23 protein-coding genes and 3 pseudogenes are annotated in these 25,048 nt (G+C 71.1%); 10 read left to right on the top strand and 16 right to left on the bottom strand.

Annotation, left to right across the window (positions count from 1 at the left end; all coding sequences use genetic code 11):
* Positions 1-123: 123 nt before the first annotated feature.
* The 8 genes from KN815_RS27965 to KN815_RS28000 all read right to left on the bottom strand — a co-directional run bounded on the left by KN815_RS27965 (position 124) and on the right by KN815_RS28000 (position 9,830).
* Entirely contained in the window at positions 124-1,293 is a 1,170-nt protein-coding gene (locus tag KN815_RS27965; RefSeq protein WP_216344687.1) for an aldose epimerase family protein, read from the bottom strand.
* Positions 1,294-1,336: 43 nt separating this feature from the next.
* Positions 1,337-2,569, bottom strand: a complete 1,233-nt coding sequence (mmsB, locus tag KN815_RS27970) for a multiple monosaccharide ABC transporter permease (protein WP_216344688.1) — start codon at positions 2,567-2,569, stop codon at positions 1,337-1,339.
* Positions 2,566-4,128, bottom strand: coding sequence for a multiple monosaccharide ABC transporter ATP-binding protein (gene mmsA / locus KN815_RS27975; RefSeq protein ID WP_216344689.1), 1,563 nt, complete (start codon positions 4,126-4,128; stop codon positions 2,566-2,568). The genes mmsB and mmsA overlap by 4 nt, the downstream gene beginning before the upstream one ends.
* A 14-nt stretch (positions 4,129-4,142) precedes the next feature.
* A complete protein-coding gene (chvE, locus tag KN815_RS27980; RefSeq protein WP_216344690.1) occupies positions 4,143-5,252 on the bottom strand; it encodes a multiple monosaccharide ABC transporter substrate-binding protein in 1,110 nt (369 codons plus the stop codon).
* Positions 5,253-5,285: 33 nt separating this feature from the next.
* Positions 5,286-6,275 (bottom strand): hypothetical protein, encoded by a 990-nt coding sequence (locus tag KN815_RS27985; protein ID WP_216344691.1) that lies wholly within the window; start codon positions 6,273-6,275, stop codon positions 5,286-5,288.
* Between the two features lie 88 nt (positions 6,276-6,363).
* On the bottom strand, positions 6,364-7,482 hold the full coding sequence (locus tag KN815_RS27990) for a zinc-dependent alcohol dehydrogenase (protein ID WP_253209288.1): 1,119 nt from the start codon (positions 7,480-7,482) through the stop codon (positions 6,364-6,366).
* A complete protein-coding gene (locus KN815_RS27995; RefSeq protein WP_216344692.1) occupies positions 7,479-8,639 on the bottom strand; it encodes a mandelate racemase/muconate lactonizing enzyme family protein in 1,161 nt (386 codons plus the stop codon). Before KN815_RS27995 ends, KN815_RS27990 begins: the two co-directional genes overlap by 4 nt.
* A gap of 219 nt (positions 8,640-8,858) precedes the next feature.
* A complete protein-coding gene (locus KN815_RS28000; protein WP_216344693.1) occupies positions 8,859-9,830 on the bottom strand; it encodes an ArsR family transcriptional regulator in 972 nt (323 codons plus the stop codon).
* A 94-nt stretch (positions 9,831-9,924) separates the two neighbouring features.
* Between KN815_RS28000 and KN815_RS28005 the strand changes: the two genes are divergently transcribed.
* Together KN815_RS28005 and KN815_RS28010 are read left to right on the top strand one after the other, a co-directional pair.
* Positions 9,925-11,154 carry an MFS transporter gene (locus tag KN815_RS28005; RefSeq protein WP_216344694.1) on the top strand — a complete coding sequence of 410 codons (1,230 nt, stop codon included), beginning with the start codon at positions 9,925-9,927 and terminating at the stop codon, positions 11,152-11,154.
* A gap of 219 nt (positions 11,155-11,373) precedes the next feature.
* A complete protein-coding gene (locus KN815_RS28010) occupies positions 11,374-11,904 on the top strand; it encodes a DUF6299 family protein (RefSeq protein ID WP_216344695.1) in 531 nt (176 codons plus the stop codon).
* Positions 11,905-11,951: 47 nt separating this feature from the next.
* Here KN815_RS28010 and KN815_RS28015 read toward each other — a convergent pair.
* Positions 11,952-12,251: pseudogene (locus KN815_RS28015) on the bottom strand (TetR family transcriptional regulator C-terminal domain-containing protein); the annotation flags it as partial.
* A 180-nt stretch (positions 12,252-12,431) separates the two neighbouring features.
* Here KN815_RS28015 and KN815_RS50760 point away from each other — a divergent pair.
* From KN815_RS50760 to KN815_RS28025, 3 genes and pseudogenes are all read left to right on the top strand, one after another.
* Positions 12,432-12,560 (top strand): annotated as a pseudogene (locus KN815_RS50760) (TetR family transcriptional regulator); the annotation flags it as partial.
* 34 nt (positions 12,561-12,594) lie between these two features.
* Positions 12,595-12,795, top strand: a pseudogene (locus KN815_RS52325) (glycoside hydrolase family 3 N-terminal domain-containing protein); the annotation flags it as partial.
* A 100-nt stretch (positions 12,796-12,895) separates the two neighbouring features.
* Positions 12,896-13,213, top strand: a complete 318-nt coding sequence (locus KN815_RS28025; RefSeq protein WP_372458497.1) for a fibronectin type III-like domain-contianing protein — start codon at positions 12,896-12,898, stop codon at positions 13,211-13,213.
* A 442-nt stretch (positions 13,214-13,655) separates the two neighbouring features.
* Here KN815_RS28025 and KN815_RS28030 read toward each other — a convergent pair whose 3' ends face one another.
* Positions 13,656-14,654 (bottom strand): SGNH/GDSL hydrolase family protein, encoded by a 999-nt coding sequence (locus KN815_RS28030; RefSeq protein ID WP_216344696.1) that lies wholly within the window; start codon positions 14,652-14,654, stop codon positions 13,656-13,658.
* A gap of 326 nt (positions 14,655-14,980) precedes the next feature.
* Here KN815_RS28030 and KN815_RS28035 point away from each other — a divergent pair, with 326 nt between their 5' ends.
* A complete protein-coding gene (locus KN815_RS28035) occupies positions 14,981-15,475 on the top strand; it encodes a DUF3145 domain-containing protein (protein WP_059147850.1) in 495 nt (164 codons plus the stop codon).
* 60 nt (positions 15,476-15,535) lie between these two features.
* Complete coding sequence (locus tag KN815_RS28040) at positions 15,536-16,429, top strand: NAD(P)-dependent oxidoreductase (protein ID WP_216344697.1); 894 nt, start codon at positions 15,536-15,538, stop codon at positions 16,427-16,429.
* Between the two features lie 91 nt (positions 16,430-16,520).
* Here the strand turns inward: KN815_RS28040 and KN815_RS28045 are convergent, their stop codons facing one another.
* From KN815_RS28045 to KN815_RS28065, 5 genes are all read right to left on the bottom strand, one after another.
* On the bottom strand, positions 16,521-17,786 hold the full coding sequence (locus KN815_RS28045; RefSeq protein WP_216344698.1) for a beta-ketoacyl-[acyl-carrier-protein] synthase family protein: 1,266 nt from the start codon (positions 17,784-17,786) through the stop codon (positions 16,521-16,523).
* 74 nt (positions 17,787-17,860) lie between these two features.
* Complete coding sequence (locus KN815_RS28050; protein WP_020871568.1) at positions 17,861-18,109, bottom strand: acyl carrier protein; 249 nt, start codon at positions 18,107-18,109, stop codon at positions 17,861-17,863.
* Positions 18,110-18,191: 82 nt separating this feature from the next.
* Positions 18,192-19,202, bottom strand: coding sequence for a ketoacyl-ACP synthase III (locus tag KN815_RS28055; protein WP_216344699.1), 1,011 nt, complete (start codon positions 19,200-19,202; stop codon positions 18,192-18,194).
* Entirely contained in the window at positions 19,199-20,194 is a 996-nt protein-coding gene (locus KN815_RS28060; protein WP_216344703.1) for an ACP S-malonyltransferase, read from the bottom strand. The genes KN815_RS28055 and KN815_RS28060 overlap by 4 nt, the downstream gene beginning before the upstream one ends.
* An 89-nt stretch (positions 20,195-20,283) precedes the next feature.
* Entirely contained in the window at positions 20,284-21,468 is a 1,185-nt protein-coding gene (locus KN815_RS28065) for a PucR family transcriptional regulator (protein WP_020871571.1), read from the bottom strand.
* A gap of 109 nt (positions 21,469-21,577) precedes the next feature.
* Between KN815_RS28065 and KN815_RS28070 the strand changes: the two genes are divergently transcribed.
* The gene (locus KN815_RS28070; protein WP_216344704.1) at positions 21,578-22,246 is read left to right on the top strand and encodes a pirin family protein; all 669 of its coding nucleotides are present in this window, start codon (positions 21,578-21,580) and stop codon (positions 22,244-22,246) included.
* Between the two features lie 5 nt (positions 22,247-22,251).
* Here the strand turns inward: KN815_RS28070 and KN815_RS28075 are convergent, their stop codons facing one another.
* Complete coding sequence (locus KN815_RS28075) at positions 22,252-23,106, bottom strand: serine hydrolase domain-containing protein (RefSeq protein ID WP_216344700.1); 855 nt, start codon at positions 23,104-23,106, stop codon at positions 22,252-22,254.
* 276 nt (positions 23,107-23,382) lie between these two features.
* Between KN815_RS28075 and KN815_RS28080 the strand changes: the two genes are divergently transcribed.
* Both KN815_RS28080 and KN815_RS28085 read left to right on the top strand, forming a co-directional pair.
* A complete protein-coding gene (locus tag KN815_RS28080; protein ID WP_216344701.1) occupies positions 23,383-23,844 on the top strand; it encodes a MerR family transcriptional regulator in 462 nt (153 codons plus the stop codon).
* Positions 23,841-24,884 (top strand): aldo/keto reductase, encoded by a 1,044-nt coding sequence (locus KN815_RS28085; protein ID WP_216344702.1) that lies wholly within the window; start codon positions 23,841-23,843, stop codon positions 24,882-24,884. The genes KN815_RS28080 and KN815_RS28085 overlap by 4 nt, the downstream gene beginning before the upstream one ends.
* Positions 24,885-25,048 lie beyond the last annotated feature (164 nt).

Genomic DNA, 25,048 nt, shown 5'->3' on the forward strand with positions numbered 1-25,048 from the left:
GGCTCTGGCCACGGCGGCTTGACTTGTTACGCACGCGAGATGTCTCTCGGGTGGGTATGACGGGGCCCGCCCCGCGCTCCGATCGGGAGCGCGGGGCGGGCGGATGAAGCAGGAGCCGAAATCTCAGCGCGTCGAGAACGAGTGCACCGTCGTCGACCGGTACGTCTGCCCCGGCCGCAGCACCGTCGACGGGAACGACGGCTGGTTGGGCGAGTCCGGGAAGTGCTGGGTCTCCAGGGCGAAGGCGTCGCCCTGCCGGTAGACCTTCCCCGATGTGCCCGCGAACGTGCCGGTCAGGAAGTTGCCGGTGTAGAACTGCACACCGGGCTCGGTCGTGGCGATCCGCATCACTCGGCCGGACTCCGGCTCGGTCACCGTCAGGAAGTGCTCGGGACGGCCGGTGATGCCCTTGTCCAGTACGAAGTTGTGGTCGATGCCCTGCCCGTAGAGCACCTGCTGGTGCGCCTCCCGGATGTCCCGGCCGATCTCCTTGGCGCGGCGGAAGTCGAACGGGGTCCCGGCCACCCTGGCGAGTTCGCCGGTGGGGATGAGGGTCTTGTCGACCGGGGTGTAGCGGGCGGCGGCGATCTCCAGCCGGTGGTTGTAGACGGAGCCGCTGCCCTCCCCGGCCAGGTTGTAGTACGTGTGGTTGGTGAGGTTGACGACCGTGGCCTTGTCGGTCGTGGCCTCGTAGTCGATGCGGAAGTCGCCGTCCGCCGTGAGCGTGTAGTCCACCCGCACGGTGAGCGTGCCGGGGTAGCCCATTTCGCCGTCGGGGCTGACCCGGCGCAGGGTGAGCCCCACGTCCGCGCCCTTGCGGAACGCTTCCACGGACCAGACGTGCTTGTCGAAGCCCTTGTCGCCGCCGTGCAGGCTGTTCGGCCCGTCGTTGATCGGCAGTTGGTACTTCTTGCCGTCCAGCGTGAAGGTGCCGCGGGCGATGCGGTTGCCGTAACGGCCGATGAGGGCGCCGAAGTACGGGCTGTCGGCGACGTAGGAGTCCAGGTCGTCGAAGCCGAGCGACACATTGGCGCGGCGGCCGTGCCGGTCGGGGATCTCCAGGCTCTGGACGATGCCGCCGTAGCTGAGCACGCGCAGCCGGGTGCGGCCGTTCTCGATCGTCCAGCGGTCGACGTCCGTGCCGTCCGCGAGCGTGCCGAAGTGTTCCTTCACCGCGCCTCCCTTGCCCGCGGAGTGCCCTCCGCCTGCTGCGTGGGCGGTGCCGGTCGTGGCGGCCGAGGCCGCCAGTCCGGCCGCCGCCGCCGTGATCACCGTGCGTCTGCTCGTGGTCATATGCGGCTCCCTAAGGCTAGATCCAAGAGGGACTGCTGACGGGTTACGACCCGACCTTGCGCTTGTTCCAGACATCGAAGCCGACCGCCGCCAGCAGCACCAGACCCTTGATCACCTGCTGGTAGTCGGTGCCGATGCCGACCAGCGACATACCGTTGTTGAGCACGCCGAGCACCAGACCACCGATGATCGCGCCGAGCACCGTGCCCACACCGCCGCTGGCCGAGGCGCCGCCGATGAACGCGGCGGCGATGGCCTCCAGCTCGAAGTTGAGGCCCGCGCTGGGGGTCGCGGAGCCCAGCCGGGCGGCGAAGACCAGACCGGCGAGGGCGGCCAGCACACCCATGTTGACGAAGACCATGAAGGTGACGCGCTTGTCCCGGACACCCGACAGCTTGGCCGCCGGCTGGTTGCCGCCGAGGGCGTACACATGCCGCCCGACCACGGTGTTGCGCATCACGAAGCTGAACAGGACGAAGAGCACCGCCAGGATCAGCAGCCCGTACGGCGCCCCGTGCCAACTCGACAGCGTCATGGTGAACGCCATCACGGCGGCCACGATCGCCGCGCACTTGACGAAGAAGAGGCCGAGCGGCACCACGTCCAGCTCATAGGCGGCCCGCTGCTGCCGGGCGCGCCACTCCTGCCAGACGGCGGCGGCGCAGACGACGAGGCCGATCACCATCGTGGGGTTGTGGTACTGCGTGTACGGGCCCATCTCCGGGATGAAGCCGGTGCTCATCTTCTCGAAGCCGTCGGGGAACGGCGACAGGGACTGACCGTCCAGCAGGATCTGGGTGCCGCCGCGGAAGGCCAGCATTCCGGCCAGGGTGACGATGAAGGACGGAATGCCTATATAGGCGATCCAGAAGCCCTGCCAGGCCCCGGCCGCCGCACCGAGCAGCAGACAGAGGACGACCGCGAGGCCCCACGGCATATCGTGTTTGATCATCATGACGCCGGCGGCCGCGCCGATGAAGGCGACCAGCGAACCGACCGACAGATCGATATGCCCCGCGATGATCACGATCATCATGCCGATCGCGAGGATGAGGATATAGCCGTTCTGCTGCACCAGGTTGGTGACGTTCAGCGGGCGCAGCAGGATGTCGTCCGACCAGATCTGGAAGATGACGATGATCAGGGCGAGCGCGACCAGCATTCCGTACTGCCGCATATTGGACCGCAGGCCCTGGAGCAGCAGCGTCCCGACGCTGGGCGAGCCCTCGGCCGGCGGTGGGGCCGGGCTCTCGGTCTTCTGGGTGGCCGTGCTCATCCTTCGTCTCCTCTGTCCCTCGTCATGTGGCGCATCAGAACTTCCTGGGTCGCCTCGTCCCGGGGAACCTCCCCGGTCAGCCGCCCGGCCGCCATCGTGTAGATCCGGTCGCACATCCCCAGCAGCTCGCCCAGCTCGGAGGAGATGAAGATGACGGCCTTGCCCTGGGCCGCGAGGTCGTTGATGACCGTGTAGATCTCGTACTTGGCCCCGACGTCTATGCCACGGGTGGGCTCGTCGAGGATGAGCACCTCGGGACCCGCGAAGATCCACTTACTGAGGACGACCTTCTGCTGGTTGCCGCCGCTGAGCCGGCCGACCCGCTCGAAGACCGTGGGGGCCTTGATGTTCATCGTCGTGCGGAACCGCTCGGCGACCCGTGACTCCTCGTGCTCGTTGACCACGCCGCGGCGGGCCACCTTCGTCAGCGAGGAGAGCGAGACATTGCGGCTGATGGTGTCATCGAGGTTGAGCCCGTACGTCTTGCGGTCCTCGGTGACATACGCGATGCCGTGGTCGATCGCCTCCGGCACGGTGCGGGTACGGACCTCCTGGCCGTCCCGGAACACCCGGCCGCCCGCGTAGCGCCCGTACGCCCGGCCGAAGACGCTCATGGCGAGTTCGGTGCGGCCGGCGCCCATCAGCCCGGCGATGCCGACGATCTCACCGCGCCGCACGTTCAGCGACACCGCGTCCACGACCTTGCGCTGCTGGTCGATGGGGTGGTGGACGGTCCAGTCCTCGATGGCCAGGGCCACTTCGGAGGCGTCCTCGCCCTCGTACGGGGTGCGGTCGGGGAAGCGGTGGTCCAGGTCGCGGCCGACCATGCCGCGGATGATGCGGTCCTCGGAGACCTCGGGGTCGGCCTCGGGGGTCTCCCGGACGGTCAGGGTCTCGATGGTCTGGCCGTCGCGCAGGATGGTGACGGAGTCGGCGACGCGGCGGATCTCACCCAGCTTATGGGAGATCAGGATGCAGGAGATGCCCTGCGCCTTGAACTCCAGCAGCAGATCGAGGAGTTTTCCGCTGTCCTCGTCGTTGAGCGCCGCGGTCGGCTCGTCCAGGATGAGCAGCTTGACTTCCTTGGAGAGCGCCTTGGCGATTTCCACCAACTGCTGTTTCCCCACGCCGATATCGGTGACGCGGGTCTGCGGCGAATCCGTCAGACCGACCCGCCCCAGCAGCGCGGTGGCGTGCCGAAGGGTTTCGTTCCAACTGATGAGGCCGCGCCGGGAGTGCTCATTGCCGAGGAAGATGTTCTCGGCGATGGACAGATAGGGGATCAGGGCCAGTTCCTGATGGATGATGACGATGCCGCGCTGCTCGCTCGCGCGGATGTCCTTGAAGGCACACGCCTCGCCCTCGAAGAGGATCTCGCCGTCGTAGCTGCCATGCGGATGGACCCCGCTGACCACCTTCATCAGGGTGGACTTTCCCGCGCCGTTCTCCCCGCACAGGGCGTGGATCTCGCCCTTGCGGATATGGAGATTGACATCGGAGAGCGCCTTGACACCGGGGAAGGTCTTGGTGATGGAGCGCAATTCGAGAATGGTGCTCATAGCCCGGAACCGCCCTACTTCAGCTGCGACGCGGTGTAGTAACCCTGGTCGACCAGTACCTGTGTGTTGGACTTGTCGACGCTGACCGGGTTGAGCAGAAAGGTCGGCACGACCTTTTCGCCGTTGTCGTACGACTTGGTGTCGTTGACCGGGGGCTTGCCGCCGGTCAGCTCCGCCTTGGCCATATCGACCGTGGCCTTCGCCAGCTTGCGGGTGTCCTTGTAGATGGTCTGCGTCTGCTGGCCCCGGATGATGGACTTCACGGAGGCCAGCTCGGCGTCCTGCCCGGTCACCACCGGATACGGCTTGGCCTTGGTGCCGTAGCCGACGCCCTTGAGCGCCGAGAGGATGCCGATGGACATGCCGTCGTACGGCGAGAGCACGGCGTCGACATCGCGGCTGCTGTACGCCTTGTTGAGCAGGTCCTCCATGCGGTCCTGGGCGGCGCTTCCGCTCCACTTCTCGGTGTAGAGCTGGTTGAGACTGGTCTGCTTGGAGCGGACGACCAGCTCGCCCTTGTCCATGTACGGCTTGAGGACGCTCATCGCGCCGTTGAAGAAGTACTTGGTGTTGTTGTCGTCGGAGGACCCGGCGAACAGCTCCATGGAGAACGGGCCCTTGCGGCCCTTGGACAGCCCCAGCTTGTCGGCGATGTACTGGCCCTGGAGCTTGCCGACCTTCTCGTTGTCGAAGGTCGCGTAGTAGTCGACGTTCTTGGTGCCCAGGAGCAGCCGGTCGTAGGAGATCACCGGGATATTGGCCTCATGGGCCTGCTTCAGGACGTCGGAGAGCGCCCCGCCGTTGATCGGCGCGACCACCAGCAGCCGATGGCCCTTGGTGATCATGTTTTCGAGCTGGGCCACCTGGGTGCGTACGTCGTCCTCGCCGTACTGGAGGTCCGTCTTGTAGCCCGCCGCCTGGAACTGCTTGGCCATGTTCCGGCCGTCGGCGATCCATCGCTCGGAGGACTTGGTCGGCATCGCGATGCCGATCGTTCCTCCCTGTTCCTTGCTCTTGTACCGGCTGCCGCCGACCGCCTCCTGGCCGCAGGCCGTGGCCGTCAGCGAGAGCGCGAGGAGGCCGGCGCCTATCGCCGCGGCTCGTGCTCCTCTTACCGTGCGCATGGTGTTGGGGTCCTTCCCTGGGGCGTCGTTGCGTCAGGAATTCAAGGGGGCCGCGTCGGCGGTGAAACGCCGCAGCGGACCCGGCAGCCGGGAGCCGAGCGGGGACATCCCGCCGTCCGCGCCCAGCCGGCCCAGCAGGTCGAGCACGAGCCGCCCGCGGCGCACCCGCTCACGGGCGCTGCCCAGCGCCAGGTCCCGCAACTGGGCGCCGTACGGGTAGATCCCCGGGGATTTGCTGAGCCCGAACTTCAGATAGATGGGGGCACCGCGCCGGATCAGCTCCGCCGCGTCATAGAGCCGGACATAGCCACCGAGGTCGTCCGGGGCCTCGACATAGAAGTCCATCGGGGCGCGGGAGACCCGGCGGATCTCGGTGAGGTGCTCCAGCGTGAGGTCCGACGGGATGTTGATGGAGTCGGCCCCGAGCTGCTCGTACACCGCGAACGAGGCCGGGTTGACCGGGCCGACCAGCGCGGACAGCTTGAAGGTGGTGTCCGTGGGCAGCTCGCCGCGCTCCCGCAGCCCGTTCAGCAGCCACAGCACCCCCTCGTCGGCGACCAGCAGGCACTTCACGCCCAGCGAGACCGCGCGCAGCGCGTCCTCCACACATCCGGCCACCGCGTCATGGCCGCGGGCGCGCAGGCCGCCGCCGCCGGAGTCGGAGCGGGTGGCGGCGCCGATGTCCCAGGTGCCGCGGGGGCCGGTGAACAGGCACAGCTCGGCGTTCCGCTCGGCGCAGGACTCCACCATCTCGGTGATCTCGGCATCGGTGAGCATCCAGACGCCGCTGCCCTGGCTGATCCGGTGGACCGGCACATCGAGCCGCCCGGCCTCCTTGAACACGGTGGCCAGCGCCTCCGGACCCTCGACGGACGGGATCTCGGTGCGCCAGGTGCCGCCGTCGGGGAAGGTGTGCGCGGAGGCGTCGGCGGGGTCGGGGGCGGGCGTGGCGTGGCCGAGCGAGGCGAGGGCCGCGTCGGCGGGGCGGCGGGGGCCGGGAGTGGTGGGTGAGGCGGCGGTCACGGTGCTCCCTGTGGAGTGATGGCCGGTGGTTCGGCGTCCGGCTGGTGCTGCCCAGGACATCGTTGTCCGAGTGGGGCTGGGTGGATGACTAGAGACGGTCCGGGAGGCTGGTGGGAGGACGGGAGACGGGGCGCGGGAGGCGTGCCACATGTGCTGATCGCGGCCCTTGCCAGTCGAGGCCCTGCGGACGCAGCAGCACCTTGCCGACGGCCGGATCGCCGCTGCCGACCAGCTCGATCGCGGCGGCGAAGTCGGTGAGCGGCAGCTCATGGGTGATCAGCGGACGCAGGGTCAACAGCCCCGCGTCGAAGACCCGTACGGCGTGCGACCAGGCGGCGGGCGGGGCCCCGAAGACGGTCTGCACCTCGATCTGGCGGACCACCAGATCGGTGGGGTCCAGCCCCTCGGCGCCCGCCGCCGGGATACCGGTGAGCACCAGCCGGCCGCCCCGGCGCAGCAGCGAGGCGGAGCTACGGGCGGCGGAGGCCGATCCGGCGGTCTCGATGACCACGTCATAGCCCGAGAGCTGGTCGGACAACTGGTCCCGGGTGCGGAAGTCGGTGGCGCCGAAGTCCAGCGACAGTTGCTCCCGGTCCGGGCGGGTGCCCACCACCAGCAGCCGCGCGGGGGAGACGGCGACGAGGAACTGTACGGCGATCATGCCGAGGGTGCCGGTGCCGACCACCGCGACCCGCTCACCGGGCCGGGCCCGGGCCTTGAGCGCGGCGGCGGCGATACAGGCGGCGGGCTCCAGCAGGGCGGCCGCGCCCAGGTCGGCGTCGTCGGACAGCGGGTGCAGCAGCCGGGCCGGCAGGGTCAGGGTGTCGGCCATCGCCCCGGGCCGGGTGAAGCCGGTCTCCTCGTACCCGGCCGTGCACAAGGTGGTGTCCCCGGCGTGACAGCGGTCGCACACCTGGCAGTTGCGGAACCCCTCGCCGACGACCTTACGGCCGACGAGCGCCTCCGGGACGCCCGCGCCGACCGCCTCGACCGTCCCGGACCACTCATGGCCGGGGGTGACGGGATAGCGGACGTAACCCTCGGGCCGGTTCCCCTGGTACAGCTCGCGGTCGCTGCCGCAGATCCCGGAGGCGTGAACGCGCACCCGGGCGTCACCGGCGCCGGGCGCGGGCTGTTCGGTCCCGGCGTCGGTCCCGGTTTCTACCAGACGGAACGCGCCGGGGGCGTCGAGGACGAGCGCGGTCACTTCGCCCCGCCCTTCGGGTCCCTCTTCTCCCAGCCCTCGGCCCACAGGTCGAAACGGGCCTGCTGCTGGGGGAATTCGGCCGCCGCGTCGGCGTCCAGCTCCACGCCGAGACCGGGCTCGTGGGAGAGCTGGAAGTAGCCGTCCACGACCTGCGGGGCCCCCTTGACCACCTTCTTGATCTCCGCGTCGGCGAAGTCGTTGAAGTGCTCCAGGATCTTGAAGTTCGGGGTGCAGCCGGCGAGTTGGAGCGATGCGGCGGTCAGCACCGAGCCGCCCACGTTGTGCGGGGCGATCAGTACGTAGTGCGTCTCGGCCGTCGCGGCCAGCTTGCGCGCCTCGCCGATGCCGCCGATGTGGCCGACGTCGGGCTGGATGATGTCGGCGGCCTGCGACTCGAACAGCTCGCGGAACTCGATGCGGTCGTGGATGCGCTCACCCGTGGCGATCGGCAGGCGCGTCTTCTCCGCGACCTTCGCCAGCGCCTTGAGGTTCTCCGGCGGCACCGGCTCCTCCAGCCAGGACGGATGGAACCGCTCCAGCTCCCCGGCGATGCGGACGGCGGTCGCCGGGCTGAACCGCCCGTGCATCTCCACCAGCAGCTCGGCCTCCGGCCCGATCGCGTCCCTCACGGCCTCCACGAGGGAGATCGAATGCAGGGTCTCCGCGTGGTCCAGTTCGAAGTGGCCGGTGCCGAACGGGTCCAGCTTCAGCGCTCGGTAGCCGCGCTCGACCACGGTGGAGGCCGCCTTGTGGAACGCCTCGGGGGTGCGCTCGACGGTGTACCAGCCGTTGGCGTACGCCTTGACCTTGTCCGTCACCTTCCCGCCGAGCAACTGCCAGACGGGCACCCCGAGCGCCTTGCCCTTGATGTCCCAGCAGGCCATCTCCACACAGGCGATCCCGGACATCACGATCTCGCCCGCCCGGCCGTAGTCGCCGTACTTCATCCGCCGGACCAGGTCCTCCACCGCGAACGGGTCCGATCCGGCGAGGTGGTTGAGCTCGGCCTCGCGCAGATAGCCCAGCAGCGCATCGGTCCGCCCGAGCATGCGGGTCTCGCCGACGCCGGTGATCCCCTCGTCCGTGTGGACCTGCACATAGGTGAGGTTGCGCCAGGGGGTGCCGACGACATGCGTACTGATACCGGTGATGCGCACAGCAATCGACCCTTCGCGATGTTCGATATTTCGTCACACGTTCGAAATCTTGGCGTGACCGTAGTCAGCCCCCGTCAGGGGTGTCAATGGCTGTGCGTCGAATGACATTCGAACGTGACGAACCATCATGACCGATCAAGAACCATCATGACCGATCATCTCACTGGACAACATGGGTCCAGGGATGTTCGTTGCTGTGCTGGTGCGAGGACTAGGGCCCTAGGCGGTTCGCTGGGCCTCGACCAGCACCTCGCCGGCCGTCGTGCGGTCGTACAGAACCGACCGCCCCGCCCGGCGCCGCCGCACCAGACGGGCCTCGCGCAGGACGCGCAGATGGCGGCCGACCGAGCCCAGGGTCTGGCCGGTCAGGGCCACCAGATGGGTGGTGCTCTTCGGGGTGTCGAGCAGGATCAGGACGCTCGCCCGGGCCGGGCCGAGAAGGCGGGCCAGGGAGTCCGGGGCCGGGGGAGGGCCGGGGGTGGTCAGGGCGCCGGCGCAGGGGTAGATCACGGCGTAGCGGTGCGGCGCGTCCCAGGAGACCCAGCCGGCGGCGGGGGTGACGGGGACGAGGAGCAACTGGGCGCCGTGGACCGCGCGGGGCGGGTTGTCATGGGCGTTGATCCGCAGCCGGCTGCCGCCCAGCCACCGCATCTGCGGCCGCAGGCCGTCCAGCGTCGCCGCCCAGCCGCCCTGGCTCACCTGGCCGGTGCGCGCCACCACATCGGCCTCGATGATCCGGCGGCGGCGCGGCCAGGAGGGCCTGACGGTTTCCGTCCACACCCACTCCAGCAGCTCCGCGAGCCGCCCCGGCAGATCGTCGCGGCACAGCGCGGCCGGGAGCGGGGAGCGGCCGAGCGAGACGGTGAGGTCGCGGCGCGCGGCGGCGGGGGATGTCGCGCGCATCCGGGCCAGCTCCACCTCGACGGACGGCTCGCCCTCGCCCGGCGTCTGGGTGAGGAAGTCCGCGAGCCAGGCCCGGCCCAGCGCGGCCCGGACGAGCAGCGCGGTGACCGGGTCACCGGCCAACCGCGCCCGGTAGGCGGGCAGATGGGCGTCGAGCCAGGCCCGCTCGCCCGGGTGCGCGGCACTCGCCCGCTCCAGGGTGACCAGGGCCGCGGTGGTCTCGGCCAGGGCGGAGCGGACGAACCGGCTGCGCGCGAGCGTATCCGCGTCCACCAGCCACAGCCCCATCGGCCACCCCCACCGCCACCGCGTCGTTCCGCGTGGTTTCGCGTCCGCGCGAAACATTAACGCCGGCGCGCGGAGACTCCCGAGCCTGAGGGGCATGCGCACCTATTCGGAAGTGTTCCGGACCCCGGAGTTCACCCCGCTGTTCCTGATCTCCGCCACCCAGGTGGCCGCCTCGACCGCGAGCGGGCTCGCCCTCGGCACCCTGGTCTACGCGGCGACCGGCTCACCGCTGCTCTCGGCGCTCAGCATGTTCGGCCCCTCCCTCGCCCAAGTGGCGGGCGCGCTGGCGCTGCTGTCGGCGGCCGACCGGCTGCCGCCGCGCGCCGCGCTGTCCGGGCTGGCGGTGCTCTTCGCCCTGGGAACCGCCGCGTTGGCCCTCCCCGGGCTGCCCGTGGCGGCCGTCTTCGCCCTCGTGTTCGGGATGGGCGCCGCGGCCGCCCTCGGTGGCGCCGTCCGCTATGGACTGCTCACCGAGATCCTGCCCAAGGAGGGCTATCTGCTGGGCCGTTCGGTGATCAACATGTCGGGCGGCACCATGCAGATCGGCGGCTACGCGGCCGGTGGCCTCCTGGTGACCGCCCTCTCGGCACGCGGCACCCTGCTCACCGCCGCCGCGCTGTATCTGCTGGCCGCAGCCGTCGCCCGGGTCGGCCTGAGCGGGCGTCCGGCCCGGGCCGGCGGACGGCCCTCGGTCACCGAGACCTGGCGGGTCAACGCCCGGCTGTGGTCCTCCGCGCCCCGCCGCCACGTCTATTACGCGCTCTGGGTGCCCAACGGGCTGATCGTCGGCAGTGAATCCCTCTTCGTGCCCTACGCGCCCCGGCACGCCGGACTGCTCTTCGCCGCCGGTTCCCTCGGCATGCTGCTGGGCGACCTGCTCACCGGACGGCTGCTGCCACCGCACCGGCGGGAGCGGCTCGCGGCGCCCCTGCGGCTGCTGCTCGCCGTGCCGTATCTGGTCTTCGCCCTGCGTCCGCCGCTGCCCCTCGCGCTGGCCGCCGTCGCCCTCGCCTCGATCGGCTTCTCGGCCACGCTGCCGCTCCAGCAGCGGCTGATGGCCCTGACCCCGGACGCGATGAGCGGCCAGGCCCTGGGGCTGCACTCCTCCGGGATGCTCACCATGCAGGGCGTCTCCGCCGCCCTCGCGGGGGCGCTGGCCCAGCCCACCTCGCCGGCCGTGGCGATGGCCACGATGGCGGCGGTCTCGGTCGCCGTCACGCTGGCCCTGGCCCCGGGGCTGCGGGGCGATCCGGCGGCGCCGCGCCAAGTGGCCGCGTCGGCGGGGAGGTTCGAGGAGGCGGCCCCGGAGGAACGAGCACCGTAAGGGCGCCGCCGGGTCAACCGCGCACCCGGTGGCCACCCGTTGGGCGGTGCCGGACACGCCGCCCGGGGGTGAGATTCCCCCGGGCGGGTTCGAGGGCCCGGTAGCTGTACGGGGAAATGAGCACCCGCTCACGGGCATCCGTCCGGCGACTCCGTTCGGGAGGACGCGACGGAGCCCGTGGCGGGCATCCGCTCCCCGCCCCAGGAGGTATGTACGTCCATGCGCAACCGCCGCGCCCTCGGCGCCCTCACCGTTCTCCTCATGGCGGCTCCGGCCGCCCATGCCGCGCCCGCCGGGCCCAACCGCCCTGAGCTGCGCCCCGACTCGGGCCTGGCCGGCCGGGGAGAGCTGCCCGACCGGCCGCGGCTGCCCCTGCCCTGGACCGACGATCTGGCCATCGACCGCACCGGGGACGTCACTCCGGACGGGGCCGTCACGCTGTACGGCAGCTACCGGTGTGTCCGCGGAGAGTCGGAGAACGCGCGGGCCAGCGTGCTCGTCACGCTCACCCAGGGCCGGGAGCGGCACGGCCTCGGCGGCCACAGCGCGGTCTGCGACGGACAGCGGCACCGCTGGGTGATCGACGCGGCGGACGTGGGGTCGTACGAGCCGGGAGCGGCGCAGGCCGAGGGCACGCTGCTGAGGTTCGACACCGTCGGCGTCTCCGCCGCCGACACCGCCTTCGTACCGCTGCCGAGGAATGCGGTCGGGGTCGAGCGGGAGGTCAGGCTGGTGGCGGACCACGGCTGAGCCGCCGTCACGAGACGGCTCGCACGCGAAGTCCGCAGGGCGGGACGTCACCCCTCGGCCGCTTCGTCTCCCTGTCCCAGCAGGGAGACGAAGGCCCGGAAGAGGGCGGGCATGTCCACCGCGTCCCGGTCGTGCAGCCACTGGAACTGGAGTCCGTCCATCACCGCCACCACCAGCGGCGCGGCGGCCTCGGGGGTGAGCCCGCTCGGAAGCCGGTCGCCGAACTCGCCGCGCAGGGTGGCCGCCATGTCGGCGCGCACGTTCTCATAGCGCTGGGTGAAGAAGCGGCGTGCGGGGTGCTCGTCGGTGACGCTCTCGCCGAGGAGCGCGGAGAAGGTCTGGACGATGCGTCCTGCACACCCGTCACATAGCCGGTGCCGATCTCGCCGGTGAGATACGGATCCTCGCTGTACGCCTCGAAGTGCCGCCCGCCCAGCGGCGAGCCATCGTGAAGAACGCCCGCCCCTGGGGCATCATGGCCGCCTACAACGGGGTCAACGGCTCGACCATGACCGAGCACCGCGAGCATCGCCGTGCTCAAGGAGCGCGACCAGTGGGACACCGGCTCCGCGCGGCGCGACGGCGGCGACGTATGGCCGCTGGACCTGCTCGCCTCCCTGGTGGAGTACAACGCGATGCGCCCCGGCGCCGTCGAAGCCCCACTCCGCGCGCAGCACCCCCTGCTGGAGCCCGATCGGCGTCCGCGGCGTCCACTGGACCGCCGACGACCCCTCCATCGCCCTGCCCAGCCCCACCGCGCTCGCCGCCACCTGGGACCCCGAGCTGGCCCGGCGGGCGGGGCGGCTGCTCGCGCAGGAGGCGCGGCGCAAGGGCGTCCATGTGCTGCTCGCGCCCACGGTCAATCTGCACCGCTCGGCGGGAGGGGATCGCTCCGGCGTACTGGTTCGGGCATGGCCTCGGCTACACCGACTGGGCCTACGAGGCGATGGACTTCACCCCAGGGGAGGCGATTGGGGGAGCGCTGGGAACGGTGACGGTACGGGTCCGCAACACCAGGTCCCGGGCGGGGCGCGAGGTCGTACAGCTCTATCTCACCGTGCCCGAGGGCGGGGGCGGGGGCGACGGCGAGGAGCGGCCGGTCCGGCGCCTCGCGGGCTTCGCCTCGGTCACGGCGGGCCCGGGGGAGACGGCGGAGGCGACCATCCCGCTGCCCCGCCGGGCGGCGGAGATCTGGGACGAGACGCGGAGCGCCTGGCGCCTGATCCCCGGCACCTACGCGGCAGAAGCGGGCCGCAACGTAGCCGACCGCCGCCTACGGGCCCCGGTCCCGGTGCGGACGACGGCCTGAGCCCGCCCGGCGCGTGCCGCCCCTGCGGCCTGGGGGCCGCAGGGGGCGTGCACCCACCTGCGCCACCCGCCCCGGTGGGGCCACACCACGCCTGAGGCGGTGGGGTGGTCCGGCGCGTGGTGTGGGTCCGTGTCCCGGCTGTTGGGGTTACCCCTGCCTGGTGTGCGGTGGGGCGTTCCCGGGTGGCTCGGTGGGGCTGTCTTTGCCCGAGGCGGTGGGGCGGCCCCGCGCGTGGTGCGGATCCGTGCCCCGGCCGCTGGGGCTACCCCTGCCCGGCGTGCGGCGAGGGTGCTCGCGTCCGCCGGCCAGTCCACCTCGCCGGCCCGGTGGGGCGTCCCTTCACTCGGTCGGGCAGACCGCGTGGGTCGCCCCCTCACCCGGTCGGGCAGACCGCCCGCGCCGGCTCCCGGCCCCTGGCCGGGAGCCGGGCCGCGGCTCGGGGTCAGGACGCGGAAGCGGTGATGCGGCGGTACGCCATTTCGGCGAGCTGCTGCTGGCCCGCCTTGCTGGGGTGGAACCAGTCCCACTTGCTGAGCTGGGACGTGGTGAAGCGGTATTCATGCACCGCCGGGTCGTACCGGCACAGCACATCGCGCCCGCAGACGTCCTTCAGCACCTTGTTGTACTCGGTCACCCGGTCCGCCACCCGCTGGCGGCGGTCGTTGGAGGCGGCGTCCAGGTGCTCGGAGTTCTTCAGCATCGACGGGCAGATGCCCAGCTTCCAGATCTGCCTGCCGAAGACGTTCTTCCGCCCCTCCGACCACAGCCGCTTCAGATCCGGCACGCTGGCCACATACACCTGGGTCTTCGGCAGGTCACGGCGGAGCCGGGTGAGCGCCGAGGTGAAGGTGGAGCGGAACTGCTCGGTGGAGGTCATCTCGTCGACCGAGTCCCGGCAGGCGTCATTGGCGCCGATCATCACGGTGATCAGCTTCGGCTTGCGGGCCGCGGCCGCCTCGATCTGGCCGGGGAGGTCGGCCACGACCGCGCCGGTCTTGGCGAAGTTCCAGCTATGGGTGCCCGAGCGGGCGGTGGTGGCGGGCAGCAGCCGCTGGGCGAGGCTCTCCACATCGGTGCCGGTGGACCAGGACACCTCGGGGCAGTCGGAGAGCACCGAGCAGGCGTCGAAGCCACGGGTGATGGAGTCGCCCAGGGAGGCGATCGAGCTGGGCCGGGTGTTCCAGACGACCGTCCGCTTGGCGCCGGGGGTCTTCCCGGCGCGGGTCGGACCGTGCCGGGACGGGTCGTCCGAGCTGCCGAAGCAGCCCGCCGAACTCAGCACGGCGACGGTGGTGAACAGCACCACGCCGGCGCGCCCGGCAGCGCGCCCGGCCGTGCGGCGGCCGGTGCGCGAAGTGGTGCGCGGGGTCGGGCGCACGACCGTACGCGTGGTCGAGGAAGCGGCCGCCGATCGCTTCCGGCGTGTCGCGCTGACCCGCATGGCTGTTCCCCCTCCGGCTGTTGGGTGATATCTATCCGGACCGACGGTACGTCACTCCTCCGGCTGGCTCGCACGGTACGTTTTTCTTGTGTCCGATGAGCGTCATCCCGGCGACATTGGCGCGCTATGCGGTACCGACACATTACGCCCCGTCACATCCTGTCCACTTTCTAGAGAATTCTGCACGATAAATTTCACTGAAGGTGACGTCGAGACTGGTGTGGGAGTGATCACTAGGGCAGAATGTGAACCGATGTCCCGGGCGGGACCGGTACGGGCGCGAGGCCGCTGGGGAAGGCGCACCTCGAACCGCACAGGAGGCACCGGTGACGACACGTGGAGTTCTGTATGTGCACTCCGCTCCGCGCGCGCTGTGCCCGCATGTCGAATGGGCCATCGCGGGCGTCCTCGGCGTGCGGGTCACCCTCGACTGGATCAAGCAACCCGCCGCGAACGGCACCTGGCGGGCCGAGTTCTCCTGGCAGGGTGAGGTCGGCACGGCCTCCAAAATGGCGTCCGCACTCCGCGGCTGGCATCTGCTGCGCTTCGAGGTGACCGCCGAGCCCTGCGCCACCGCCGAGGGCGAGCGCTACAGCTCCACCCCCGAGCTGGGCATCTTCCACGCCGTCACCGGAATGCACGGCGACATCCTGATCCCCGAGGACCGGCTGCGCGCCGCCCTCGCCCGTTCCGTCCGCGGCGAGAGCGACCTCGAGGCGGAGATCGCCAAGCTGCTCGGCAAGCCCTGGGACGACGAGCTGGAGCCGTTCCGCTACGCGGGTGAGGGCGCCCCCGTCCGCTGGCTTCACCAGGTCGTCTGAGCGGTTGACGCGCCGCCGCCCCTTCTTCCTGGAGTGCACTTCAGGTCTTAGCGTGGCGGCATGACCGAACAACTCCCGGCAACCTCCGTCGCGGTCCTCGGCACCGGCATCATGGGCTCCGGCATGGCCCGCAACCTCGCCCGCTCCGGGCTCGACGTCCGTGCGTGGAACCGCACCCGGTCCAAGGCCGAGCCGCTCGGCCAGGACGGCGTACGCGTCACCGACACCCCGGCCGAGGCCGTGGACGGTGCCGATGTCGTTCTGACCATCCTCTACGACGGCGCCGCGGCCCTCGAGACGATGCGGCAGGCCGCGCCCGCGCTGCGCCCCGGGACCGTATGGGCGCAGGCCACCACGGCGGGGCTGGAGACGATGGAATCGCTCACCGCGTTCGCCCGCGAGAAGGACCTCGTCCTCATCGACTCGCCCGTCCTCGGCACCAAGCAGCCCGCGCAGAGCGGACAGCTTCTGGTGCTGGCCGCGGGCCCGCACCCCGTCCGCCCGGTGGTCTGGCCGGTTTTCGACGCCATCGGCAGCCGTACGGTGTGGGTCGGCGACAGTGCGGAGGGCGCCGCCGCCACCCGGCTCAAGCTGGTGCTCAACAGTTGGGTCCTCAATGTCACCCACGCCACCGCCGAGGCGGTCGCCCTCGCCAAGGGGCTGGGCGTGGACTTCCAGGGCTTCCTGGACGGGGTGGAGGGCGGACCGCTGGACAACGGCTATATGCGGGTCAAGTCGGGCCAGCTCTTCCGGGGCGACCTCGAACCCAGCTTCGCGACCAGGACCGCCGAGAAGGACGCCCGGCTGATCGTGGAGGCCGGAGAGCGCGCCGGAGTGCGGCTGGACCTGGCGGCCGCGGGCCGGGAGCGGTTCCGCCGCGCCATCGAGGCGGGCCATGGCGACGAGGACATGGTGGCCTCGTACTTCGCCAGCTTCGACGGCGAGGCCCCCTGACATACGAACGGCCCGCATACGAACGGCCCGCATACGAACGGCCCGCCCCCGGCCGGAGCCGGAGGCGGGCCATCACCCGCGTATCAGCGCGTCAGACCGCGCGGAAGGCCAGCACCACATTGTGGCCGCCGAAGCCGAACGAGTCGTTCAGCGCCACGATCGGGCCCTCGGCCGGGAGCGCCCGCGGCTCGCCGGTCACGACGTCCGCGTCCGCCTCCGGGTCGAGCGAGCCGATGTTGATCGTCGGCGGGGCCAGCCGGTGGTACAGCGCGAGCACGCTGGCCACCGTCTCCACACCGCCCGCGCCGCCGAGCAGATGGCCCGTCATGGACTTGGTGGCGGAGACCGCCATGTGGTCCACGTCGTTGCCGAACACCTTGCGCAGCGCCTTGATCTCCGCCAGGTCGCCCTGCGGTGTCGAGGTCGCGTGCGCGTTGACGTGCGCGATCTCGGTACCGCTGATGCCGGTGTTCTCCACCAGGTTCTGGAGCGCGTTCCCGATGCCGTTGCCGGACGGCTCCGGCTGGGTGATGTGGTGGGCGTCGGCCGAGATGCCCTGGCCGATGGCCTGCGCGTACACCCGGGCGCCGCGCGCCGCGGCGTGCTCCGCCGACTCCAGGACGATGGCGCCCGAGCCCTCGCCCATCACAAAGCCGTTGCGGTCGACGTCGAAGGGGCGCGAGGCGCCCTGCGGATCGTCGTTGTTCTTGGACATCGCCATCATGTTGCCGAAGGCGACCATGGGCAGCGGGTGGATGGACGCCTCGGTGCCGCCCGCGACGACCACATCGGCGCGGCCGGTGCGGATCATCTCGATGGCGTAGCCGATGGCCTCGGCGCCGGACGCGCACGCGCTCACCGGGGTGTGCGCGCCCGCACGGGCGCCCAGGTCGATGCTGACGTTCGCCGCCGGGCTGTTGGGCATCAGCATCGGCACGGTGTGCGGGGAGACCTTGCGGACGCCCTTCTCGCGGAGCACGTCGTACTGGTCGAGCAGGGTGGTCACCCCACCGATGCCGGACGCCACGACCGCGCCGAGCCGGTCGGGATCGACCGACGGGTCCTCGCCCGCCCGGGCGGTGAAGCCCGCGTCCGCCCATGCCTCACGGGCCGCGATCAGGGCGAACTGCGCCGACCGGTCGAGCTTGCGGGCCTGCGGGCGAGGGATGATGGTGCCCGGCTCCACCGCGATCTTCGCGGCGATGCGGACCGGCAACTCGGCCGACCATTCCTCCTCCAGGAGGTTCACGCCGGACCGGCCGGCCAGCAGGGCCTCCCAGGTCGTCGAGGCGTCGCCACCCAGCGGCGTCGTGGCACCAACACCGGTGACGACCACGGTGCGATTGGTCGAGTTCACAGGAATTCCTACTCCACGTGTAGAAGGTGCTGGACCCGCCACCGCATGGGTGGCGACAACGGCCTTGAGGGGGCTCAGCCCTGGTGCTTGAGGATGTAGTCGACGGCGTCGCCGACGGTCTTGAGGTTCTTGACGTCGTCGTCCGGGATCTTCACGTCGAAGCGCTCCTCGGCGGCGACGACCACCTCGACCATGGACAGCGAGTCGACGTCCAGGTCGTCGGTGAAGGACTTGTCCAGCAGGACGTCCTCGGTCGGGATACCGGCGATCTCGTTGACGATCTCGGCGAGACCTTCGAGGATCTCTTCCTGAGTGGCGGCCATTGCGGCGCTCCTTCTTCGGTGTGTTGCGGTGGTGGCGCAGCGTCCGACTTCTGCCGAGCTGCGTGGATCTGGACTATGGAGCCTAAGGGAGGGTAACGACCGTCGCTGCGTAGACGAGACCCGCTCCGAATCCGATGACGAGCGCGGTGTCGCCGCTCTTCGCCTGCCCCGTCGCCAACAGCCGCTCCATGGCGAGCGGAATGGAGGCGGCCGAGGTGTTGCCGGTGGTCTCCACATCACGGGCGACCGTGACATGTTCCGGCAGCTTGAGGGTTTTGATCATCGAGTCGATGATCCGCATATTGGCCTGGTGGGGGATGAACGCGTCGAGGTCCTCCGGGGCGACCCCGGCCTCGTCCAGGGCCTGCTGGGCGACCTTCGCCATCTCGTAGACGGCCCAGCGGAAGACCGCCTGGCCCTCCTGGCGCAGCGCCGGGTAGCGCACCTCGGCGGAGTCCTGGTCGCGGTAGACGTCCCAGGGCAGCGTCTGGGTGATGGTGTCGGACTTGTCGCCCTCCGAGCCCCAGACGGTGGGGCCGATCGCGGGCTCCTTGGAGGGGCCGACCACCACGGCGCCGGCGCCGTCGCCGAACAGGAAGGCCGTCGCACGGTCCTCCAGGTCGGTCAGGTCCGAGAGCCGCTCGACGCCGATGACCAGCACATGCTCCGCGCTGCCGTCGGTGATCATGCCCTTGGCGAGGGCCAGCCCGTAGCCGAAGCCGGCACAGCCCGCCGAGATGTCGAAGGCGGCCGGCTTGCCGGTGCCCAGCAGATGGGCGATCTCGGTCGCGATCGCCGGGGTCTGCTTGAAGTGCGAGACCGTCGAGACGATCACGGCGCCGATCTGCTCCGGGCTCAGGCCGGCGTCGGCGATGGCCTTGCCGCCCGCCTCCACGGACATGGTGGCGACCGTCTCATCCGGACCGGCCCAGTGCCGGGTGGCGATGCCCGAGCGGGAACGGATCCACTCGTCCGAGGAGTCGATGTGCTTGAGGATCTCCTCGTTGGGCACCACCCGGGTCGGACGGTAGCCACCGACGCCGAGAATGCGCGCGTACGGGGCGCCCTTACTGGGCTTGATCTTCGCGGTCATGCTTCTCGGAGCTCCTCTTCGGCCGGTGTGGCGAGGGCGGGAATGGCGTGCTCCTCGATCAGCGCACGGGCCGCGTCGAGATCGTCCGGAGTCTTCAGCGCCAAGTTGGTGACGCCCGGCAGCGCACGCTTGGCGATGCCGGTGAGCGTGCCGCCCGGGGCCACCTCGATCAGCGCGGTGGCGCCCAGCTCCTGGAAGGTCTCCATGCACAGATCCCAGCGCACCGGGTTGGACACCTGGGCGACCATGCGCTCGATCACCCCGGCCCCGGACGCCACGACCCCGCCGTCCCGGTTGGAGACGTAAGCGGTGCGCGGATCGGCCACCGGAACGCCCGCGACCAGGGCCTCGAGGGCGGCGACCGCCGGGGTCATATGGTCGGTGTGGAACGCGCCGGCCACCTTGAGCGGTACGACGCGGCGCACCCCCTCGGGCTTGTCCGCGGCCAGCGCCGCCAACTGCTCGGCGGTGCCCGCTGCCACGATCTGCCCGGCCCCGTTGACGTTCGCCGGGGTCAGCCCGTGCTTGTCGAGATGGGCGACGACATCGTCCTGCTCACCACCCAGTATGGCGGCCATGCCGGTCTCGGTACGGCTCGCGGCCTCCGCCATGGCGAGCCCGCGCCTGCGGACCAGCACCATGGCCGCCTCGTCGGTGAGTACGCCCGCGGCCACGGCCGCGGTGATCTCGCCGACGCTGTGGCCCGCGACCGCGCCGATACGGCTCGGCAGCCCCGCGAGACCGGTCGCGCCCTCGATGCCCTCGCCGAACAGCGCGTGGGCGGAGACCAGACCGGCGGCCACCAGCAGCGGCTGGGCCACCGCGGTGTCGCGGATCTCCTCCTCGTCGGCCTTGGTGCCGTAGTGGATGAGGTCCAGCCCGGACACGGCCGACCACCACGTCAGGCGTTCGGTGACGCCGGGCAGGTCGAGCCAGGGGGTGAGGAAGCCGGGCTTTTGAGCGCCCTGGCCGGGAGCGACGAGTACGAGCACTCTCACACTCTCTCTTGTGGATGGTCCGACTCGCCCGTGAGGACAAGGACGAAGAACCGTCAGGGGAATTGTGGAGGTCCAACAAACGGTCAGGGCAATATGTTCGCGTCGGCGAGACGGCCCAGGATCAGGGCTATGCGCAGAGTAAACGCCGACCTGACGTCGGAAGGTGACCATCCGGTGACGTCCGTCACACGTCGTAGCCGGTAGCGGACGGTGTTCGGGTGAACGAAGAGCATCCGGGCCGCCCCCTCCAGACTGCTCGCCTGTTCGAGGTACACACTCAGCGTCTCGAGCAGTGCCGACCCGGCTTCCTCCAGCGGTCTGTAGATCTCCTCCACCAACTGCTCACGGGCAGCGGGGTCCCCGGCCATCGCGCGCTCGGGCAGCAGATCGTCCGCGAGTACCGGACGGGGCGCGTCCGGCCAGGCGGTGCACGCCTTCAGCCCGGCCGCCGCCGCCCCCGCCGAGCGGGTCGCGGCCAGCAGGTCGGAGACCACGGGACCGGCCACCACCGGACCCGGGGCATACGGCCCGATCAGCGCCTTCGCCGCCTGGAGCGGATTGTCCGAGCCGCCCGCGACCACCACCAGCCGGTCGCCCAGCACTCCGGTGAGGACTTGCAGCTTGGCGTGGCGGGCGGCCCGCCGGATGGCCTCGACCGTCAGCTCGCTGTCCCCGTCGGGCGCGGTGCCCAGCACCACGCACACATGCTCGGGGGAGTTCCAGCCGAGCGCCGCGGCGCGGGACAGCGCCCCCTCGTCCGCCTCCCCGGACAGCACCGCGTTGACCACCAGTGACTCCAGCCGGGCGTCCCAGGCCCCGCGCGCCTCGGCGGCCTGCGCGTACACCTGGGCGGTGGCGAAGGCGATCTCCCGCGCGTACACCAGCAGCGCCTCGCGCAGCACCGACTCATCGCCCGGGGCCGCCACGTCGTCGATCGCCGACTCCATGACCTCGATGGTGGTGCGGACCATCTCCACGGTCTGCCGCAGCGTGATCGCCCGGGTCAGCTCGCGCGGGGCGGTGCCGAACACATCGGTGCTGATCGCCTGGGGCGCCTCGGGGTGGCGAAACCATTCGGTGAAGGCCGCGATGCCCGCCTGTGCCACCAGCCCGATCCAGGAGCGGTTCTCGGGCGGCATCGCGCGGTACCACGGCAACTGCTCGTCCATGCGCGCGATGGCGTTGGCGGCGAGCTTCCCGGAGGACTTCTCCAGGCGGCGCAGGGTGGCACTGTGCGGATGCGGGGTGTTCGAGGCTGGTTCAGGCACGAGGACAAGACTGCCTTATCGGGTGGTGAGCGCTGGGGGCGGGAGGCTACGCGGGGGTAGGGACGGGGCCGGGGCGGACGGGTAGGGGCGCACTACCGTGGACCGGGTGATGTGGATACAGCGGTCCGGTGCACGGTATCCGGGTGGGGACGGCGCGGGCATCGAGACGCGCCACGCCTTTTCCTTCTCTGGGTACTACGACCCCGGCAACGTGCGGTTCGGGTCCCTCGTCGCCTGCAACGAGGAGCGGCTCGCCCCCGGTGCGGGCTTCGCCGAGCATCCGCACCGCGATATGGAGATCGTCACCTGGGTCGTCGAGGGCGAACTGACCCACGAGGACTCCACCGGCGCGCGGACTGTGGTGCGCCCCGGCGATGTGCAGCGGCTCAGCGCCGGAAGCGGAGTGCGTCACACCGAGCGCAACGCGGGCGCGGAACCGCTCACCTTTGTCCAGATGTGGCTGGTGCCGGGCCCGGGCGCCGCGACGGAGCCCGGGTACGAGGTGGTGCGCGGCATCGCCGACGGCACCCCGTACGCACTGGAGCGCACCGAGGCGGTGCTGCATGTGCGGCGGCTGGCGGACGGCGAGCGCACCGCGCTGCCGGACGCGCCGTGGATGTACGCACACGCGGTGCGTGGCGCGGCGCGGATCGAGGGGGAGAGACTCGGACCCGGCGACGCGGCCCGGATCACGGGTGCCGAGGGTCTGGAGGCATGCGCCGAGGGCCCCGCCGAGCTGCTGATCTGGGAGCTGCACGCGGAGCCGGTCTACGGCTGAGGGGCTTACGGCTCTACGGCTGAGGGGCTTACGGCCGAGGGGTCCGACGCGTTCAGCTCGGTCAGGACCGCGTCGGTGAGCGTCGGCCAGACCTCGATCGCCCAGGGGCCGAAGGCCCGGTCGGTCAGGGTGACGCAGGCGGCGCGGGCGTCCGGGTCGACCCACAGGAACGTCCCGGACTGGCCGAAATGCCCGAAGGTGCGGGGCGAGGAGGCGGCACCGGTCCAGTGCGGCGACTTGCCGTCGCGTATCTCGAAGCCGAGCCCCCAGTCGTTGGGCCGCTGATGTCCGTAGCCGGGCAGCACACCCGTGAGACCCGGGTGGACCACGGACGTGGCCTCGGCCAGCGTCTCGGCCGCCAGCAGCCGCGGGGCCTGGAGCTCCGCCGCGAAGCGCACCAGGTCGTCCACGGTCGAGACGCCGTCCTTGGCGGGCGAGCCGGTCAGCTCGGTGGCGGTCATGCCGAGCGGCTCCAGCACCGCCTGGCGCAGATACTCCGGGAACGGGATGTCCGTGGCCTTGGCGATGTGATCGCCCAGCACCTCGAACCCGGCGTTGGAGTAGAGCCGGCGGTTGCCCGGCGCGGCGACCGGGCGGTGCTCGTCGAAGGCGAGCCCGGAGGTGTGCGCCAGCAGATGACGCACCGTGGAGCCCTCGGGCCCGGCCGGTTCGTCCAGCTCCACCGCGCCCTCCTCGACGGCGAGCAGCGCGGCGTAGGCGGCGAGCGGCTTGGTGACCGAGGCGAGGGGGAAGCGATGGCCGGTCGGGCCGTACGATCCGGCCAGGGTGCCGTCCGCGCGTACGACGGCGGCCGCCGCCGTCGGGACCGGCCAGTTCTCGATCATCCGCAGGCTCTCCATGCCCATGAGCCTACGGGGTTGCCCGGCGGGGTCGTTCCCCTCCCCGTGGCACGTCGGCGCGGCCGGATGGCCGGGCAGGGGCCCGCGCGCATCCGGGCCGCCCGGCCGGGGTCTGGGGCGGTGCCCCGGTTGAGGGAAGGGGCGGGGAGGGGAAGGACCCGCCGTAGGCGCCGAGGTTCCGCCCAATCTTCCCTTGCTTGGAGTGCACTCCAAGTCAATAGCGTTGAAGACGTCGATGAGGCGTGCGGCTCTGCGACCTGCGAGAGGTGAATCGGCATGACCCTGATGGAGAGCGCCCCGGTGAAGGTACGCGCCTGTGCGGGGAGGGGCGGGCACCCCCGGCCCAGCGGGCGGGACGGCTACACGATCAGTGAGGTGGTCGCCCATACCGGGCTGACCGCGCACACCCTGCGCTGGTACGAGCGGATCGGGCTGATGCCGCATGTGGACCGTACGCACACCGGCCAGCGCCGCTTCACCAACCGCGACCTGGACTGGCTCGGCCTCGTCGGCAAGCTGCGGCTGACCGGAATGCCGGTCGCGGACATGGTCCGCTACGCCGAGCTGGTGCGCGAGGGCGAGCACACCTTCGCCGAGCGTGAGGAGCTGCTGACCAGGCACCGCGCGAATGTGCGGGAGCGGATCGCCGAGCTCCAGAGCACGCTCGAAGTCCTCGACTACAAGATCGATGTCTACGCTGACGCCCGACGGGCGTCGGAGAGGTTTGACCCCGTATGAGTAACAGCACCAACGAGACCATCGCGACCGTCGGCCTGGGGGCCGGCGGACCGGAGGTCGGCGTCCAGGGCCTGGGCTGCATGGGCATGAGCTGGGGCTACGGACCGACCCATGACGAGGCGGAGGCGCGGGCCACGCTGGAGCGGGCCCTGGAGCTGGGCGTCACGCTCTTCGACACCGCCGATGTCTACGGCTTCGGGCGGAACGAGGAGTTCATCTCCCCTTTCGTCCGGGCCCACCGTGACCGGATCACCCTGGCCACCAAGTTCGCCATCGAGCGCGACGCGAGCGATCCGTTCGGCAACATGCGGATCCACAACGACCGCCCGTACATCCGCCGGGCCATCGAGGGCAGCCTGCGGCGGCTGGGGGTCGACCATGTCGACCTCTACTACATGCACCGGCGCAACCCCGAGGTGCCGCTGGAGGAGAGCGTCGGAGCCATGGCCGAGCTGGTGGCCGAGGGGAAGGTCAAGCACCTCGGGCTGAGCGAGGTCACGGCCAAGGAGCTGCGCGCGGCACACGCGGTGCATCCGATCGCGGCGGTGCAGTCGGAGTGGTCGCTGTTCACCCGCGATGTGGAGGGCGGCGGAGCGAACAGCGTCGCGGCCACCGCCGCCGAGCTGGGCGTCGCCCTCGTCCCGTTCTCGCCGCTCGGCCGCGGCTTCCTCACCGGCTCCTTCGTCCAGGCCGAGCAGGAGCTGACCGAGGGCGACTCCCGCCGCCTCCAGCCCCGCTTCACCGGTGACAACGCGGCCACCAACGCCGCGCTGCTGGAGCCGATCCGCAAGATCGCCGAGGCGCGCGGGGCCACGCTCGCCCAGATCGCGCTGGCCTGGGTGCAGCAGCGGGCCCAGGTGCACGGGCTCGCCGTGGTGCCGATCCCCGGCACCCGCACCCGCGCCCGGATCGAGCAGAACACCGGCGCGACCCGGATCGAGCTGAGCGCGGACGAGCTGGCCGCGCTGGAGCCGATCGCCGGACAGGTGGCGGGCGCCCGCTACGCCGATATGAGCCTGACGAGCGCGGGCCGGGAGTAGCCTGCCGCGCCGGGCCGCGCCGGGGGAGGCGGCCGGTGCGCGGTGCTCCCGGCGCGCCGGGCAGTGCCCTGGCTTGTGCGGAGGGCGTAGTGCCTGGGCTTGTGCGGCGGACCACGCATGACGATGCCGCCGGTGCGCGGTGCGCGGTGCGCGGTGCGCGGTGC

Origin of the sequence: Streptomyces niphimycinicus (assembly GCF_018883605.1) — a bacterium.
GTDB classification, from domain to species: domain Bacteria; phylum Actinomycetota; class Actinomycetes; order Streptomycetales; family Streptomycetaceae; genus Streptomyces; species Streptomyces niphimycinicus.